Origin of the sequence: Pseudodesulfovibrio cashew (assembly GCF_009762795.1) — a bacterium.
Taxonomy (GTDB): domain Bacteria; phylum Desulfobacterota; class Desulfovibrionia; order Desulfovibrionales; family Desulfovibrionaceae; genus Pseudodesulfovibrio; species Pseudodesulfovibrio cashew.
Window position 1 is genome coordinate 2,632,589 of sequence record NZ_CP046400.1, and the last position, 17,130, is coordinate 2,649,718.

Genomic DNA, 17,130 nt, shown 5'->3' on the forward strand with positions numbered 1-17,130 from the left:
TTGCCTTAGATGGGTTTTCACTGTGTTGTGAATTGATAAGATGATAATATATTAAATGTGTGTAAAAATACGTAATTTGTAAAAAACTATTAAATAAATATATTGTAGAATAATACGATTGACAAAATTAGTCTCATTGATAGCATTCGCTGTAATTCGGTCAGCGGAGGTTCTTCACTCGTGTATGTCAGGGGGGAGAAGGCTTTCCGGGGCGATTTTACCATGCATATGAGGTGCCCATGTCCAGTTTCGTGTACCGCGATGTCACTGTTCCCGGTAGTCTTCGGGGAATCATCAACTACATGGTAGCGGTCGAGCGCTACCGGGAAGAGTTGTCCAATCTCGGCAGTCAATGGGATCTGCTGACGATTCTCGGGCAGATGAGCGGGACCGGCACGGATATGACCGGCACCAGAAAGGGATTCATGAACCTGACCTCCGAGCTGCTGGGGCAACTCGGTCTGGAAACCCTGAAAAAGACTTCGCAGGCCATTGGCGCCAAGGCTCAGGTGGCCGTGGACATCGTTATCCGCAATCTTTTCGAGCGGACGGCGGATATCGGATTTCTGGCCACGGACAACGACATACGGGAATTTCTCGAAGCCGTGGGCAGAAGCGAGGCGGAAGGGGATGGAGATCCCCGCGAAGCGATGCTCGCTGCTATGGTCGATCGCTTTCGTGAGTATGTCGCCAAGTACTCGGTCTATTTCGATATTGTGCTTATGGATACAGGCGGCAATGTGGTCGCCCGATTGGACCAGGACTCCCATATGGGGCGCTCTGACTCCCCTGTCATAGCCGAGGCGCTGTCCACATCCGAGGATTTCGTCGAGTATTTCGGTCCCAGCGACCTCCTTCCCGATGCAGGAGATTCGTTGATCTACGCCTACCGGGTGACGGAGACGGACGATCCGGCGTCGCCGGTTCTCGGCGTACTCGCCCTCTGTTTCCGCTTTCAGAACGAGATGGAGGGCGTTTTCAAAAAGCTCACCAACGAAGGGGATTGGGCCGTTCTCCTTCTTTTGGACCGTGACGGCATGGTCATTGCGAGTTCGGACGAAAACCACATCAGGCGCGGCTCGGCAATGGAGTTGGTTCTGGACGAGGAGTACCGTGTGGTGCGCTTCGCCGGGCGCGAGTATCTGGCCAAGACGTGCCGGACCAACGGATATGAGGGTTTTTATGGCTTGGGCTGGTACGGCCACGCCATGCTGCCGCTGGAGCATGCCTTTGACGCCGAAAGCCGGAACCTTGCCCAGCGGGTGGACGAGAAGGTGCTTAAGGCGGTCATGAGCGACCCCAGACTGTTTTCCGAGGCGTTGCGGAGCATTCCTGTCCAGGCGGACCGGATTCAGGCCGAGTTGGAGCGGACGGTCTGGAACGGCAACGTCCGGGAAAGCGATGCCCAGTCCAAGGTCCTGCTATGGAACATCTCCGACGCCGGCTCCAGGACCAAATCCGTTTTTGAGAAATCCATCGGTAATCTCCACGAGACCGTTGTCTCGGCCATCCTTGACGATGTGGAATTTCAGGCAGCTCTGGCTGTGGATATCATGGACAGGAACCTTTACGAACGGGCCAACGACTGCCGGTGGTGGGCACTGACCACGGCCTTTCGGCGGATTCTGTCCCAGCCGCACAAAAGCGAGCAGGACTTGGAGTCCATCTCTTCAATCCTGGCGTACATCAATGGCTTGTACACGGTGTATACCAATCTTTTTGTCTACGATGCCAAGGGCACCATTCTCGCGGTTTCCAATCCCAAGGAAAAGGAGCTCGTAGGGCGAACGCTGAACACCGCCTGGACGAGTGAAACCCTCGCCATCAAGAGCAGTCAGGAATACAGCGTCTCGCAATTCGAGCAGACCGAGCTGTACGGTGGGCAGCATACCTATATTTACGGCGCGTCGATTGCCGATATTACGCATTCCAAGCGGGTGGTCGGCGGGATCGGTATCGTGTTCGACAGCCAGCCGCAGTTTGCCGCTATGCTTGAAGACTCGCTTCCCCGTGATGAAAACGGTTCGGTTTGCGAGGGGTGTTTCGGCATCTTCGCCGACAGGAAGCGGAAGATCATCAGCTCGACCGACCAGGGCCACCGCGTCGGTGATGTACTTGAAATTCCAGAGGTGTTTTTCTCGTTGGACAATGAAGAGAAGACGTCCCGAATCATAGAATTCCAGGGACAGTATTACGCCGTCGGGGCCTGCACCAGCTCGGGGTATCGCGAGTTCAAGATCAGGGACAACTATGTCAACGACGTGGTCGGCCTGGTGTTCGTCCCTCTAGCCGAGATCAGCACCCAGGCTGTCCGAAACATCCGGAAGCGGGATGTGAGCATGGACGTTATCAGAACGCGTTCCGGCAGCGAGGACTGCGTGGAGATCGCTTCTTTCTATGTCGGCAGCAAGTGGTTGGGCATCAACGCGAAAAAGGTGGTCGAAGCCATCCGTCTCGACAAGGTCACCGATATTCCGGGCGCGCGCCCATCCCTCAGGGGCAAGGTTTTGTTCAAGGACAAGGTGGTTCCGGTCATCCGGATTCACAGCCTTGTTGGGATGGAGTACCCCGAAGACGAATCGCACCTTCAGATCGTGATTGTCCGCTATGACAACGGGAATCAGGGTATGCTCGGCATCGTCGTCGACTCTTTGGCCGAGATACCCGAGGTCTGCAATACTCGCGTGGATTGCTCGCTTTCCACTCTGGAGGGGAACGGCTACACGGAATGTCTTATTAAGCCCGACGAGAATTCCAAGCGCAACGACATGCTTGTGGTGCTCGACCCCGATGGGCTCATGCGCCATCTTGCGCAGCAGGGCATCACGCCGTCCAAACACTAACCTGCCTCGACTGCATTCCCCGCCTTTGTCTGGCGAGAAGAGCAAGGCTGAGCCTGCGCTGTGTCGCGGCCAAGCAAGCGTGCCGATATTTCAGGGTGGTCCGGGGAATTATATCAGGGTGAGGGCCATCTCGTGCCATTCCGCGCCGCCGTGGGTGGAGGCGGAAAGGCCGTTGTCCACGAAGCCGAACCGGGAATAGTAGGGAATCAGGTCGGCCTTGCACAGGAGCAGGATGCGCTTTTTGCGGAGGTCTCTGGCCTGCTGAATGAAACGGGTCATGAGTTTCCCGCCCACCCCGTTCTTGCGGTACTCTGGAAGGACCGACAGGGAGAAGATGACTATGTTGCCGCCGTCCGGGTCGTGGCCGATGAGCTGCTTGAATTCTTCGTCCGTGATGTCATCCTTGCCCGTTGAGCCGGAGTTGACCTGGCCGACCACTCGGCCGTCCATCTCCGCGACCAGAAAGCCTTCGGGATAGATGTTGATGCGATTTTCCAGGGAGGAGGTCCAGGCCGCCTCGCACGGGGGAAAGCTGCGGACCTCCACGGTGTGGCAGGCGGTGAGGTCCTCCGGGGTGACTGTGCGGATGGTGCAGTTGCTCATGTCGCTTTAATCCAGATCAACGCCTTCAAGGGCGGCTTCAAGTTCTTCCCAGGTCGTATAGGCGGTTTCAAGCTCGCTTTCAAGCGCTTCGAGGCGGCTTTGATCTGTCGCCATTTCTTCCCCGCTGTGCTTGAAATACTCGGCAGAGGCCATCTTGGCATGAAGCGCCTCCAACTCGGCTTCCAGGGTTTCGATCAGGGCGGGCATGCTTTGGAGTTCTTCCTGCTTCCGCTCCAGCTCGAACTTCTCTTTGAAGGAGAGCTTCTTTTTCTTGGGGGCGACAGCTGGCTTGGCTTCCTGCTTCGGCTTGCAAGCCTTGGCCGGAGTCGTTGTTTCGGGGCGCTGCCGCAGCCAGTCATCGTAGCCGCCAACGTACTCCGCCACCACGCCGTTGCCCTCGAAAGCAATGGTCGAGGTGACCACGTTGTTGAGAAAGTCGCGGTCATGGGAAACCAGCAGCAGGGTGCCTGGATAATCCAGCAGCAACTCTTCCAGCAGATCCAGGGTCTCGACGTCCAGATCGTTGGTGGGTTCGTCCATGACCAGTACGTTGGAGGGCCGGGTGAAAAGCCTCGCCAGCAGCAGCCTGTTGCGCTCACCGCCTGACAGGACCGAGACAGGCACCTTGGCGCGGTCCGGCGTGAAAAGGAAATCCTTGAGGTGGCTCATAACGTGGCGGCGGTTGCCGTTGATGGTTACGAAGTCGTTGCCGTCGGCCACGTTGTGCCTGGCGGACTTGGTCTCGTCGAGCTGTTCCCGGAGCTGGTCGTAATAGCTGACCTGAAGGTTGACGCCGTGGCGCACAGAGCCGTTTTGCGGTTCGATTTCGCCGAGCAGAATATTGAGCAGGGTGGTCTTGCCTGCGCCGTTGGGGCCGATCAGTCCCACCCGGTCGCCACGCATGATGGCCGTGGAAAAGTCGCTGACCAGCGGCTTGTCGTTGTAGCCGAAGCAGATGTCCTTGGCCTCGACCACCAGTTTGCCGGTGCGTTCAGCCTCCTGAATGACCATTTTCACCGAGCCGGTCCGTTCGCGACGGGCCTTGCGCTCTTCACGCATCTTGATCAGATCGCGGACTCGGCCCATGTTCCGGGTTCGGCGCGCCTTGATGCCCCGGCGAATCCAGGTTTCCTCTTCGGCCAACTTTTTGTCGAAATTGTGGTTCTGCTTGGCCTCGGCCTCCAGGTCCGCCTCCTTGCGCGCAAGGTAGGTTTCATAATTGCAATCCCAGCTGTTCAGGTTGCCTCTGTCCAGTTCCAGGATACGGGTGGCGATGCGCTTCAGGAAGGCGCGATCGTGGGTGACGAAGAGCAGGGCCGTGTTCTGGCGGAGCAGGAAGTCCTCCAGCCAGTTGATGGATTCGATGTCCAGGTGGTTGGTGGGCTCGTCCAGAATGAGCAGGTCCGGGTCGGAAACCAGGGCTCGGGCCAGCAGCACCCGACGTTTGGTGCCGCCGGAGAGGGAGTCGAAAGGTTCGTCGCCGTCGAGCTTGAGGTGGGATAGGACAGTCTCGATGGTCTGATGGTGGGGCCAGCCTCCTGCATCTTCCAGAGCGTGCTGGGCTCGCTCCATGCGGGCCACCAGCTTCTCGTGGTCGCCAGTTCCCAAGGCCAGGGCGCGGACAGCTTCGTGATATGCCGTAAGTTGGGCACCGGTCTCGCCGAGCCCTTGCGCGGTTACGTCGTAGACCAGGCCGCCGAGGTCCTTGGGCACCTCCTGCGGGAGCAGCGCCACGCGGGCACCTTTGGCGTAATCCACGTTGCCGCCATCCGGGACGGTCTTGCCGGAAATGATATTGAGCAGAGTGGATTTGCCTTCGCCGTTGCGGCCAAGAAGACAGACGCGTTCACCCGGTTCGATCTGCATGGAAACGGAATCCAGCAGGATTGTGCCGGTGAAGTTGATGGAAATGTCGCGCAGGGAAACCAGGGCCATGGTGCTCTCTAAAAAAAGGCCTTTTGGCCCTTGGGTACAGTGTGTGGAAGTGTCCTACTTGCAGACTTCCTGAAAAACCTTATGCCGTTCCTCGTAGGGCGGATAGCCGAAGAAGGCGGAGCCGGAAACCAGGACATCGACGCCGGCCGCAGTCAGTTCCCCGGCGTTTTCAGCAGTGACGCCGCCGTCGATCTGGATCAGCGTGTCAGCGCCAGCCTCGTTGATCATCGCCTTGAGTTCTCTGACCTTGTCCATACAGAACGGGATGAATTTCTGGCCGCCGAAGCCTGGATTCACGGACATGATCAGGACCATGTACAGTTGCGGAATGAGGTACTTGATGACCGAGAGCGGCGTGTGCGGATTGAGGGCTACGGCGGGCTTGGCGCCGGTCTCCGCGATCTGGGCGCAGACGCGCTCCAGGTGCGTGCAGGCCTCGGCATGGACGCAGATGAGGTCGGCCCCGGCCTCAGCGAAATCTTCGATGTAGCGACCGGGATCCTCTATCATCAGGTGACAGTCGAAGAACAGGTTGGATTTCTTGCGCATGGCCTTGATGATGGGCGGCCCGAAGGTGATATTGGGCACAAACCTGCCGTCCATGACGTCCAGGTGGACCCACTCGAGGCCCGCGGCCTCCAGGGCTTTGAGTTCCGATTCCATATTGGCGAAGTCCGAGGAAAGCATGGAAGGGGAGAGTATCATCGTGTCCCTCATGGGGTTGCGGGGTTTTTATCCGGGCTCGTGGCCCGTCGTCCGTGGCAGAGGTGTACCTGTAACCGTTGCCTGAGGCAACCCCCGGGGGCTGGACAAAATGCGGGAAAGAGGGAAGACTCCGGTTCGTGCCTGTCAGGAGTTTTCTCATATCGTCAAATACACCAATCGCCCTTGTGCCTCGCCGTTTAGCGCTCATGGCGTGCCTCTTTGGTTGCGCCGTTCTTCTTCTCTTTTCCACACCTGTATCGGCAGGGAATTTTCGTTTTTATGTCGGTGAGTTGTTCCCCTATGTCATCAGGGTAGGGCCGGACGGCTATGCCGGCGCTGCGGTAGACGTGGTCTCGGAGATCATGGCCGAGGCGGGGAGCCCTGTGGAGCCGGGGGATTTGGCGCGAATATCCTGGCCCAGAGCCATTGATGATGTCGAAAGCTCTATGAACATGGGCATTTTTTGCATGGCCCGGACGCCACTGCGGGAGAACCTGTTCAAATGGGTTGGGCCCATCGCCCATCTCAAGCTCGGCCTGATAGGAAGGAAATCGTCTCGCATGACCATCAGGAATTTTGCGGACTTGGCGCATCACGAGATTGGAGTCATCCGTAACAGCGGGCCCCACACCATGCTTACCGCCGAGGGGGTGCCCGCCGCGAATCTTACTTTGTTACTCGACAACGAGCAGCAGTTTCGGATGCTACACGAGGGGCGGGTCGACCTCATTACCCAGGCCGATGTGGCCGCTCCCTATTATTTGCGGGAAATGGGCCTCAATCCTGATGAGTACGAAATGGTGTACGTTCTCAAGGAGCTTGATCTGTACGTGGCGTTCAACAAGAATACGCCCGACAGGTTCATCCGGCGGGTGCAGGCCGCTCTGGACGCCATGAAGAAGCCTGATGTCCAGGGATCGAGTCGTTTCCAGCGCATCCTGGACCGCTACACGCAGGGAAAAGAAAACTAGTCTTTATTCCGTAGGAAAGCGGAATCCCCGCGACACGCCGTGTCGCGGGGATTCCGCTTTTGTCTTGCCATGATGAGCTACTTGTCCATCTTGAAGTCGACTTTGATCTTGAACAGTTTGTCCGCAGGAAGGTTGAGGACCTTGATGCCTGTGGCTTTGGTGATGGATGCAAGGATGGACTCCACCGCTTCCATGTCCGGGGCGATGAGCGCGAACCAGACGTTGAACTCGTTCTCACGCAGGTAGTTGTGGGTCACGCCATCGTGCTTGTTCACTTCGGCCACGAATTCGTCCAGCTTGTCTTCCGGCACGGAGGCCGCGCACAGGGTGGATTGCCAGCCCAGCGCCTTGGAAGTGAAGTTGGCCCCCATGCGTCGGATCACGCCCGACTTTTTCAGGTCTCGTACCCGCTCAAGCACCTCGGCCTCGGAAAGGCCGACCTGTTTGCCGACTTCCTCGTAGGGGTGCGAAGCGAGCGGAAAGTGTGACTGAATGATGTCCAGAATCTGCTTGTCGTAATTATCCATCTGAAGAATGCCTCCGGCGGCTTAAGGAACCCTTTGAGAAGGGTTCCTTAAGAATCCTCCCAAACTTTTTATCGCGGCGCAGGAAAAGCGGCGTAGCTTGATCAGCCTTCTGGCGCCGAATTGAACCATCATCGAATGCCGTTTTCTTTTGTTCTCCTATAATCCCCTGTCATCCCTCCCCGCGAAGCGGCGCTAGAAAGTTTAGGAAGGGAGAGGGGATGGGGGTCCGGGGGAAGGGGAGAGGGACAACCCTTTGCAAAGGGTTTCCCTCTCCCCTTCCCCCGGCCGCCGGAGGCCTCTATCTAGGCCTTTTTTTCGGCGTGTAAGAACAGAGGGGTTCCTCTTTAAGGTAGTGCCCCTTCATGGTCTGGGCGCGCGCTCTGCAGCCGCCACAGACCTTTTCGTATTCGCAGTAGCCGCACTTGCCGTCGTATACTTCCGGGTTGCGCAGGTTGAGGAACTGCGGGGACTGTTTCCAGATTTCCGGAAACGGGATTTCGCGGACGTTGCCGCAATCCAGCTCAAGGTAGCCGCAGGGCTGCACCTGGCCGCGATGGGAAATGAAACAGAAGCCGATGCCGCCCAGGCAGCCGCGGGATACCGCGTCCAGGCCGAAGTTCTGGAAGTTGACGGGTACGCCTTCCTCCTTGGCCCGCTGGCGCAGGATACGGTGATAGTGAGGCGCGCAGGTGGCCTTGAGCTGCATGTCCGTGGTCTTGCGGAAGTCGTAGAACCAGTTGAGTACGTCCTCGTATTCCTCTGCGGTAATGACCTCGGTGCCCAGCTCCACGGCCCGGCCCGTGGGCACGAGCAGGAATATGTGCCAGGCGGACGCGCCGATGTCTTCACACAGATGGAAGATGTCCTTGAACAAGTGGAGATTGTTCTTGGTCACCGTTGTGTTGATCTGGAACTCGATGCCCACGTCCTTGAGATACTGGATGCCGCGCATGGAGGCGTCGAATGCGCCAAGCTCGCCGCGGAATTCGTCGTGCTGGGTCGCTTCGGGCGCGTCGATGGAGATGGAGCAGCGTTCGATCCCCGCGTCCTTCATCTTCTGCGCGGTCTCGGGCGTGATCAGCGTGCCGTTGGGGGCCATGACGCAGCGCATGCCCTTGGCCTTGGCGTAGGCGATCAGCTCGTAGACGTCGGCGCGCATCATGGGCTCGCCGCCGGTAAAGATGATGATCGGGGAGCCCACGTCCGGGAAGGTGTCGATGAGCGCCTTGGCCTCGTCGGTGGAGAGTTCGCCTTCATAGGGTTCGGGGTGCGCCTCGGCCCGGCAATGCTTGCAGGCGAGGTTGCAGGAGCGGGTCACTTCCCAGGCGATGAGCCTGCAGATGGGGGTGACGCCGTCGTCGAGATATTTCTTTGGCGCATTTTCCGCTCCGGGATGCGCGCCGCCGGGGTGACCGCCGGGATGGCCTTCGGGCGGGCAGCCGCCCATGGAGCCGGGATGTCCTTTGTGTTCGCTCATAGTAATTATTTCAGCGTCTTTAAGACGTCTTCGGTGAAGTAGGTCAGAATGAGGTCGGCCCCGGCGCGTTTGAAGGCGACAAGGGATTCCATGATGACGGCCTGCTCGTCGATCCAGCCGTTGAGAGCGGCGGCCTTGATCATCGAGTACTCGCCGGAGACCTGGTAGACGGCCACGGGCGTGTCGAAGTTGTCGCGTACCTGTCGGACGATGTCGAGGTAGGGCAGGCCGGGCTTGACCATGAGGATGTCCGCGCCCTCTTCGAGGTCGGCCACGGCTTCACGCATGGCCTCGCGGGCGTTGGGCGGGTCCATCTGGTAGGTCTTGCGGTCGCCGAACTGCGGCGCGGACTCTGCGGCCTCGCGAAAGGGACCGTAGAAGGCGGAGGCGTACTTGACCGCGTAGGACATGATCGGGACGTTGATGAACCCGGCTTCGTCCAGGGCGTCGCGGATGGCGGCCACTCGGCCGTCCATCATGTCGGAGGGCGCGACAACGTCGGCTCCTGCGCGTGCCTGGGCTACGGCGGTCTTGGCCAGCAGGTTCAGGGTCGGATCGTTTTGCACGTAGTCGTGCTGGACGATGCCGCAATGCCCGTGGGAGGTGTACTCGCACAGGCAGGTGTCGGCGCAGACGATGAGTTCTGGCCAGCGGTCCTTGAGCAGGCGGATGGCCTTCTGGACGATGCCCGCGTCGGCGTATGCCTGGGTGCCCATTTCGTCCTTCTCGGCGGGAATGCCGAAGAGAATGCAGGATTTCAGACCGTTAGCCACGGCCTCGCCCACTTTCTTTTCCAACTGCTTGAGGGAGAGCTGGTACTGGCCGGGCATGGAGGAGATTTCCTTCATGAAGGACTCGTCGTCCGTCTCGGCCACGAAGTAGGGCATGATCAGGTCGTTTGCGGTGACAGCGTTCTCCCGGACCAGCTCACGCATGGTCAGGCTGGAGCGGAGCCGCCGTCCACGATAAAAATCGGCAGGAATCATGATATATCTCCGAAAATATGTTTTTGACTGACCATTCTGTACTCCTTTTCCCCCTCAACGCCAACAATGTGCATCCACTTTCGCGGCTGCACATCCTCGACGCCGCGGGCGGAGTACCGGAAAGTTTGGGAAAAGGAGGAGAAAGGGGCCGGGAGAGGGGAGAAAAACCTTTATCAAAAGGTTTTTCTCTCCTTCCCCCGGCCGCCGGAGGCAAACCCGCTTACAGCGGTTCGCCGGTTATTTCTTCGTCGGTCAGGTAGCAGGCGGGGTCCTGCGCCCAGAAGTCGTCGTAGTACGCTTCGGCGCGGGCGCGGAAGTTGCCGCCGCAGATGTTCAGGAACCGGCACTTGGCGCAACGGCCCTTGACGTAGGGGCGCTTGTCCTTGAGCTTGTGCAGCAGGTCGATCTTCTCATCCATCCAGATTTCGGAGAACGGGCGTTCCAGCACGTTGCCGAAAGTGTGGTGGCGCATGAACTGGTCGGCGTGGACCTGGCCGTCCCAGGAGATGCAGCCGATGCCGCGGCCGGTGGAGTTGCCCTCGTTCATCTTGAGCAGTTCGAGGACCTCGGCGGCGCGCGCAGGATCTTCCTTGAGCAGGCGGTAGTAGACCAGGGGGCCGTCGGCGTGGTTATCCACGGTCAGGACTTCCTTGGGCTTGCCCTTGTCGAAGAGTGCGCGGGTCTCGTCCATGATCAGATTGACGATGTCGCGGGTCTCCTGGTGGTCGAGGTCTTCCTTGATCAGCTCGGAGCCACGGCCCGAGTAGACCAGGTGGTAGAAACAGATGCGGGGGATTTCCATATCCTCGATGAGGCGGAACAGGTGCGGCACCTCGGGGGCATTACGCTTATTGATGGTGAAGCGCAGGCCGACCTTGAGGCCCTCGGCCTGACAGTTCTCAACGCCTTTGAGGGCTTGCTTGTAGGAGCCCTTGACGCCGCGGAACTTGTCGTGAACGGCCTCGGCGCCGTCGATGGAGATGCCGACGTAGGAGAGTCCGACTTCCTTGAGCTCACGGGCCTTGGATTTGGTGATCAGCGTTCCGTTGGTGGAGATGACGGCACGCATGCCTTTGCTGGTGGCATACTTGGCGAGGTCGACGAGGTCTTCGCGGACCAGGGGCTCGCCGCCGGAAAAGAGCATGACGGGCGCGCCGAACTGGGCGAGGTCGTCGATGATCTCCTTGGCTTTCTCGTTGGAGATGGGGTCCTCATGGGCGCTGGGGTCCACTGCGTGAGCGTAGCAATGCACGCACTTGAGGTTGCAGCGCTGGGTCATGTTCCAGACCACCACCGGCTTCTTATCCTTGGAGAATTGCAGGAGATGGGAGGGCAACTGCCCGGAATCACGGTTATAGCGGAGGGCATCGGAGGCCTCCACCGCGCCGCAATAGAGTTTGGAAATACCTATCATTTAATTAAACCTCACAGGTGAATTGAAGGTCTGAGGTAGCACACAAAACGGTGGGTGTAAAAGATGAAAAAAGGCGCGGCAGCGCCCGTCTTCCCGTCCGCCCGAGAATGTAAGAACTACTCCTGAAAAGTCAAGAATAGGTTTATTCCACTCGGTTTTGCCCTTGCGGGGCAAGGATCAGGGCGCCGATTCCGGAGGAAAACAGCGGATTATTGCGCCAGGCGTATTTCAACCCTGCGGTTTTTCTGCATGGCTTCGGGGGAGATCCCCGAGGCTATGGGTCTGGATTTGCCGTAGCCCACAGTTTCTATCTGGTCCGGGGAGATGGACCACTTTTCAACCAGATAGCGTTTGACCGCGTCGGCGCGCTGCTTGGAGAGCGTCAGATTGTAGGTCTCGGTTCCGCTTGCGTCGGTGTGGCCCGCGATGATTATCCGTTTGCCCTTGAGCTCCGGAGAGTTCAGGGCCTCGCCAAGAGCGTCCAGGCGGGGATGGGACTGCTTGGCTATGGTCGCTTTGTCGAAATCGAAGTGGATGTCCAGGTTCACTCCGTTGATGTCGGGGCGGGGTGTAATTCCCGGGTCACCCTGTTTTTCGGCCTGTCCTCCTGTCTGCTCTGCGGGAAGGTTTCGTTCCATTCCTGCTCCATCGCCACCTGAGAGCGGCTGGCCGCCTTCGGGCTGTCCCGCCTGACCTGAGGCGGAAGGTGCGGAAGAGGGTTTGGTCAGTCCGGCCTTCATTTCACCGGTGTTTTCGACGAACGGGTACTGCTCTTCCGGATCGGGCAGCCATCCCTTGAGCGGAATGGCCATGTCCATGGCAATGGACCGGATCAGCTTGTTGAACGGGCCGTCCGGCATGCGGAATTCGTGGACGAAATAGACGTAATCGTCGGGTTGCCTGAATTCGATGCGCCCGGACTGGAGCATGGTCCACAGGAGCATGCCGTTGCCTGCCGCATAGATGTCGATACGGATGGTGATGGCCGTGTCGTCAACATTGCTCCCGGCATAGAAGTAGGGCACCGAGCCGAGGATGAGCAGGTCTGCGCCGCGTAACCTGGCCTTCTGCAGGGATGCGCTCAGCCCCGGGTAATCGGGGGTAGAACTGAATTCCTGCGTGGGAAAGAGGCGCTCCTGGGTCCAGACGTCGTGGAAGGTGCGGGCGAACTCCGTGCCGAGGGTGTTGAAGTCGCTGTTGTCCTGCTGGATGATGAAAGGCGGGAAATAGGCTGTCAGAGGGCGGTACTGCTTGCCCTTGGGGTGCACCGAGACCTGGAGTGACGACTTCCTGACGGGGGATTCGGAATAGACCTTTATCTGGTCGGTCAGGGAGAGGTCCACGTTGGCGCAGGCTGTCATTGCCATCAACAGTGCGAAAAGTATTGCTTTCTTCATGCCATTCACCGGATTGACGTTAGCGCGGCCCCTTGGAGCGCGCCAACATGGCGACGCCTCCGGGGCTGACGCCTGAAGAAAAGCAAGGAACGTGCCGCAGGGCTATTGCAGCCTGTCAGTAGGCGACGGGGCGGACTCGATGGATTCCAGAAGCTGCTCGCGCGACTCCTGCAGCCCCTGGCGGAGCAGGAGCTTTTTTCCGGTGGAAAGCCTGCGGAATTCCGGCCGGTCGGCCAGCTCCCGCAAACGGTCCATCTCTATGATTACATTGCGGATGAGTTGTTGGATTTCCTTGCCTCGCGGGCTGAGTTGCGAGGCGAGCACGGCAAGGTCACGGATTTCCTCGGCCATCCGTTTGAAGTTTTTCGGCTGGATCTGCCGGGCCAGCTTTCGCTGGGCCCGGAAGGCTTCCACTTTATCCTTGATCCACCGGAACATGCGCGGCTCCTAAATGGTCGTCATCCCGGCCTGGAAGGCGTAGAGACCGGCGATCATGCCCAGCAGCAGCGGGATGAGGGCCACGGGGATGACCTTGGCATAGGACGTCTTGTGGATGTGCTTGAGTCCGATGATGGTCAGGAACAGGCCCCAGACGGCGGCGACGAACATCCAGCCGATCTCAATAGAGGATATCGGCATGGGGAAGATGCCCAGGATGATCGGCGCGTTGGCATAGGCGAGTGCCCGGAACGTGCCTTCAAAGCCTTGGTCTCCCGCCTTCATGAGCGTGAGCAGCAGGTGATAGAATCCCGTCATGATGAACTGTCCGGCCGCGATGAGTGCGGGCACGAAGAGAAGCATGATGACCGGCGTAAGCATGCCCGTAGCTCCGCTCGCGGGAGTGGTCCCGTCCATGCCCAGAGGGCCGGAGAGTCCTGCCAGTCCCCAGAAATACTGGACCAGGGACTGTACCAGGGTCAGCAGGATGGTAAAGGTCAGCGGCTTGGACAGTCCGCCGCCTACGGGCATGACCGAGAAGAAGAGCCGGGGCGAGAGCAGGATCAGCTTGATGGTCATGTACAGTCCGTGGAAGAAACCGTAGCGGTCAAGCTGTTCGAAGGGCGGTGGTACCAGGGGCCCCAGATCACCACCATCGTCCTTGAAGTCTTCCATCATGGGGTCGGGAAAATCTTCGGAGAATTGGCCCGTCCAGCCGGGAACGGGCTGGTCGTCCTCCAAGGGGAGGCTTTTGGGAATGGAATCGCGGTTCCAGGGGTCTTCGCTTTCCGGCTTCGCCTCGCCTTTGGGCTTCCATTTGGCACCGATGACCGGGGGCTTTCGCGTCCTTTCCGGGGAGGGCTCTTCGCCAGCGCCGGATTCACGGGGCGGCGCCATGTCGTGCAGCTTGTCCCAGAGTTCTTCTCCGGGGGCTTCTCCCGGTTGGGCGATATGAGGAAAGACCGGGCCTTCGTCTTCTTCCTGGGCGAGGTCGGCATCCTGTTCCGTGGGATCAGGCGGCGGAGCCATGTGGCGTTCGGGAACTGGTTCCGGCGCGGGCGCGACAGTCCCGGCATCGGGCACGGAATCATCCTGTGCGAAGCCGAAATCGTCCTGTTCCTCGGGCAAATCGCGGAACTGGAACTTGGTTTTGCATTTGGGGCAGGTGGCCACCTGCGAACGGGCGGGAATCTTGGATTCGTCAACCTCGCGGCTGAACTGGCATTCGGGGCAAATTATTTCCATGTCTCAATCCTTATAAGACATCTTGGTCAGTGATGCACGGTCGTATCCATTTTGTACGCAACAATCAAGTGGACTGCAAACGGATGCACGGAAGCAGGCGGGGAGATCCTCAAGCTATTTGGCCGCGCTTGTGAATTGTTGTAACTGGCTGCATTGTTGGCATAAAATGAGTTGTGGTGCAACAGGGGACATACCCATACACCATTTCTCATTCAATCTTGCCGACTGAAATAATTCATAAATCCGTACAGATAATCTCGTGCCACATCCTCTAGGCGGGATTTTCCTCCAAAAGAAGGACCTGGATGGCCCCTTCGATGAAGGAGACTTCGTTGAACAGGCCCCGCTCCATGGTCGGGTAGTCCTCGTTGAGCCGGTGGGTTACGCCGCTCCCGGCGCGGTCGAACCGCTCCAGCTTGGCGGCCAGCTGTTCCGGAGTCTTGCTCAGGCGGCTGTAGTGCAGGATGGGCGCGTCCAGGGACAGGGCCACCCTTCCCTTGATGCCTGTGAGCCGTTCATGCACTGGTCGTTCGTAACGGACCTCGCCGTTGTTGCGGAAGAGACGCAACTGCAGATCGGGCCACAGGCCGAACCCCACTTTGACGTTCTCTTCATCCGGATAGAAGGTCATGCGGGGGAAATAGCAACCTTCAAGCCGCTTGATGAGCAGCAGGGCGGGGAACAGTGACCAGGTGTCCTCACTGAACGTTTCGTCGCCATCCAGGGAGAGAACCCATTCTCCGGAGCATTCATCCAGCATCCGGTTGCGCTGGTCCGCGAAATCCTTGAGCGGCTGGGCGAAGTGTTTCACCGCCACTCGGCACATGGGGCACTCTTCCGGCACGTTTTCGCTGTCCCAGATGACCACGATTTCCTTGATCCATTCCGGGAACTGGCCGAAGAACCGCTCGAGGTCGGGTTCGTCCGGGTTGAGGATGACACCCACGCTCATATCCGGAGCCTGAGCCGCCACATGGCTCAGGTAGGCGCTGTTGATGGCTTGGTGCTGTCGGGCGGCGTGAAAGAGGCGTTGCAGGTTCTGGTACTGCGACTTTTCTTCTCCGTTGAGGTCCGGGTTGAGGGCCGTGTGGGCGTTTTTGGCCGAGACTCCGGCCAGGGCCAGCAGTTGGAGGTGAGCCCACGGGGACGTGTCGCCCAGGACTGCGCAGCGTCCCTGGTCCCGCCAGGATGGATTGGCGTCGAGAAAACTGCGGGCCTTGTCCAGGGACGTCTCGCAGACGATGAGCCGTACCTTGGCAGGCAGGGCATTTTCCAGGGACAGGGCCTGGTCCCCGGAGCCGATGCCGAAGAGAATAAGAGTCTCGGCACCGCTTTTGGCGAGCAGCTTGAGCGTGCGTTCGACAAAGGCCTCGACTTCCTGTCGTGCAGCCTTGGGAGCGGGCTCGGAGTGGGGTGAATTCCCAGCAAAATCGAAGGCGAGAACCGCATCTGTATAGCGGCGAATGGTATTCATATGGATATTCCTTTGCGGGCGAGTTGTTCGAGGTAGAGCGTTTCCAATTGCCGGGCGATGACCTGCGCCCGATAGAGGCGGGCTGCCTTTTTACGTCCGGCCTCACCCATGCGGCGAGCTTCCTCAGGGTGGGCGAGAAGAAATTTGACGGCGTTCACGTATTCATCGGTGGTGGCGGCCACCAGCCCGGTCTCGCCGTGATCGACCAGCTCCAGTTGCGCGTTGTCCCTGAGTCCCTCGCAGGGGTGGGTGACCACGGGCAGGCCGCAGGCCATGGCCTCGGCGATGACCAGACCGAAAGACTCCCCAGTGTCGTTGGCGTGGGCGAGCAGAGAGACGTTGTCAAGGAATTCAGCTACCTGGGCGTCGCTCCGCACCGGCTCATGGAACACCACCGCCTCTTCCAGGCCGTGGGTGCGGACAAAGTCGAAGGCTTCGGGGATGCCTCCTATGACATGGTAGCGGAATCCGGGGACGTCTCGCACCAATGCGGGCAGGATGTCGAGGGCCAATCTGGACCACTTGCCGGGGTCGGCGCGGGAGATGCGGCCTACGCAAGGGCTGGAGAAGTCCCGGTCCCGTTCTGCATGTTCCCTGAAGAAATCTGTGTCCACCGGGTTGTAAAGGTAGCCATAGCGCGGAGGTACGGCTTCAATGCCGTGCATCCTGGCGAACCGGTCCTGGCAGAATTTCGAGACGAACAGGGTAGTGTCGATGATCTCGGCTATCGGGCTGGGGTCGTGGCGTCCGAAGACGTTGGTCTCAAAGACAACGGGGACCCCGGCCAGTCTGACCGGCTTGAGCAGACCTGGCTCAGGCCAGCCCGCGCGGTGGATATGGACGATGTGCGGCTTGAAGGCGTCGAGCGTGCGGAGCAGGTCTCCGCCAACGTAGGTGTCTATGCCCAGGGCTCTGATCTGGGTCGCGCGTTCGCCGTCCACCGGGCTGTAGACTGCCGGAAGAAATCGGGATCTGTCCAGGTTGGCGACCAGGAGTTGCATGACCTTTTCCGTGCCTCCCAGGGACAGGGAGTTGGCCATGTGAAGTACGCGGATCAAAGACTGGGACATGGGCGGAAAGTGACACATGCCGGGGATGTTGTAAACTCGGCAGCT

14 protein-coding genes are annotated in these 17,130 nt (G+C 59.2%); 2 read left to right on the plus strand and 12 right to left on the minus strand.

From position 1 onward, the window contains the following. Nucleotides 1–239: 239 nt before the first annotated feature. Nucleotides 240–2,843 carry a chemotaxis protein CheW gene (locus GM415_RS11905; RefSeq protein WP_158948439.1) on the plus strand — a complete coding sequence of 868 codons (2,604 nt, stop codon included), beginning with the start codon at nt 240–242 and terminating at the stop codon, nt 2,841–2,843. Nucleotides 2,844–2,951: 108 nt separating this feature from the next. Here GM415_RS11905 and GM415_RS11910 read toward each other — a convergent pair whose 3' ends face one another. Genes GM415_RS11910 through rpe form a run of 3 tightly spaced genes read right to left on the minus strand, consistent with a single transcriptional unit; the run spans nt 2,952 to nt 6,086 of the window. Next, entirely contained in the window at nt 2,952–3,446 is a 495-nt protein-coding gene (locus GM415_RS11910; RefSeq protein WP_158948441.1) for a GNAT family N-acetyltransferase, read from the minus strand. A gap of 6 nt (nt 3,447–3,452) precedes the next feature. Next, the gene (locus tag GM415_RS11915) at nt 3,453–5,381 is read right to left on the minus strand and encodes an ATP-binding cassette domain-containing protein (protein WP_158948443.1); all 1,929 of its coding nucleotides are present in this window, start codon (nt 5,379–5,381) and stop codon (nt 3,453–3,455) included. A 54-nt stretch (nt 5,382–5,435) separates the two neighbouring features. Beyond that, nucleotides 5,436–6,086, minus strand: a complete 651-nt coding sequence (rpe, locus tag GM415_RS11920; protein WP_158948445.1) for a ribulose-phosphate 3-epimerase — start codon at nt 6,084–6,086, stop codon at nt 5,436–5,438. A gap of 206 nt (nt 6,087–6,292) precedes the next feature. On the opposite strand from rpe, the gene GM415_RS11925 reads away from it, so the two are divergent. Next, nucleotides 6,293–7,057: a substrate-binding periplasmic protein gene (locus tag GM415_RS11925; protein WP_158948447.1), complete on the plus strand. Its 765-nt coding sequence runs from the start codon at nt 6,293–6,295 to the stop codon at nt 7,055–7,057. Between the two features lie 77 nt (nt 7,058–7,134). Here GM415_RS11925 and ahbA read toward each other — a convergent pair whose 3' ends face one another. From ahbA to GM415_RS11970, 9 genes are all read right to left on the minus strand, one after another. Continuing rightward, on the minus strand, nt 7,135–7,584 hold the full coding sequence (gene ahbA / locus GM415_RS11930) for a siroheme decarboxylase subunit alpha (protein WP_158948449.1): 450 nt from the start codon (nt 7,582–7,584) through the stop codon (nt 7,135–7,137). Between the two features lie 298 nt (nt 7,585–7,882). Further along, nucleotides 7,883–9,061: a heme b synthase gene (gene ahbD / locus GM415_RS11935; RefSeq protein WP_158948451.1), complete on the minus strand. Its 1,179-nt coding sequence runs from the start codon at nt 9,059–9,061 to the stop codon at nt 7,883–7,885. A 5-nt stretch (nt 9,062–9,066) separates the two neighbouring features. Further along, nucleotides 9,067–10,047 carry a porphobilinogen synthase gene (gene hemB / locus GM415_RS11940; protein WP_158948453.1) on the minus strand — a complete coding sequence of 327 codons (981 nt, stop codon included), beginning with the start codon at nt 10,045–10,047 and terminating at the stop codon, nt 9,067–9,069. Nucleotides 10,048–10,267: 220 nt separating this feature from the next. Then, the gene (gene ahbC / locus GM415_RS11945) at nt 10,268–11,461 is read right to left on the minus strand and encodes a 12,18-didecarboxysiroheme deacetylase (protein WP_158948455.1); all 1,194 of its coding nucleotides are present in this window, start codon (nt 11,459–11,461) and stop codon (nt 10,268–10,270) included. Nucleotides 11,462–11,670: 209 nt separating this feature from the next. After that, nucleotides 11,671–12,858: an OmpA family protein gene (locus GM415_RS11950; protein ID WP_158948457.1), complete on the minus strand. Its 1,188-nt coding sequence runs from the start codon at nt 12,856–12,858 to the stop codon at nt 11,671–11,673. Between the two features lie 102 nt (nt 12,859–12,960). After that, nucleotides 12,961–13,296 (minus strand): hypothetical protein, encoded by a 336-nt coding sequence (locus GM415_RS11955; protein WP_158948459.1) that lies wholly within the window; start codon nt 13,294–13,296, stop codon nt 12,961–12,963. Between the two features lie 9 nt (nt 13,297–13,305). Then, entirely contained in the window at nt 13,306–14,541 is a 1,236-nt protein-coding gene (locus GM415_RS11960) for a YIP1 family protein (RefSeq protein ID WP_158948461.1), read from the minus strand. Nucleotides 14,542–14,812: 271 nt separating this feature from the next. After that, nucleotides 14,813–16,015, minus strand: a complete 1,203-nt coding sequence (locus GM415_RS11965) for a glycosyltransferase family protein (protein WP_158948463.1) — start codon at nt 16,013–16,015, stop codon at nt 14,813–14,815. Next, a complete protein-coding gene (locus GM415_RS11970; protein WP_158948465.1) occupies nt 16,012–17,085 on the minus strand; it encodes a glycosyltransferase family 4 protein in 1,074 nt (357 codons plus the stop codon). The genes GM415_RS11965 and GM415_RS11970 overlap by 4 nt, the downstream gene beginning before the upstream one ends. Nucleotides 17,086–17,130: the final 45 nt, after the last annotated feature.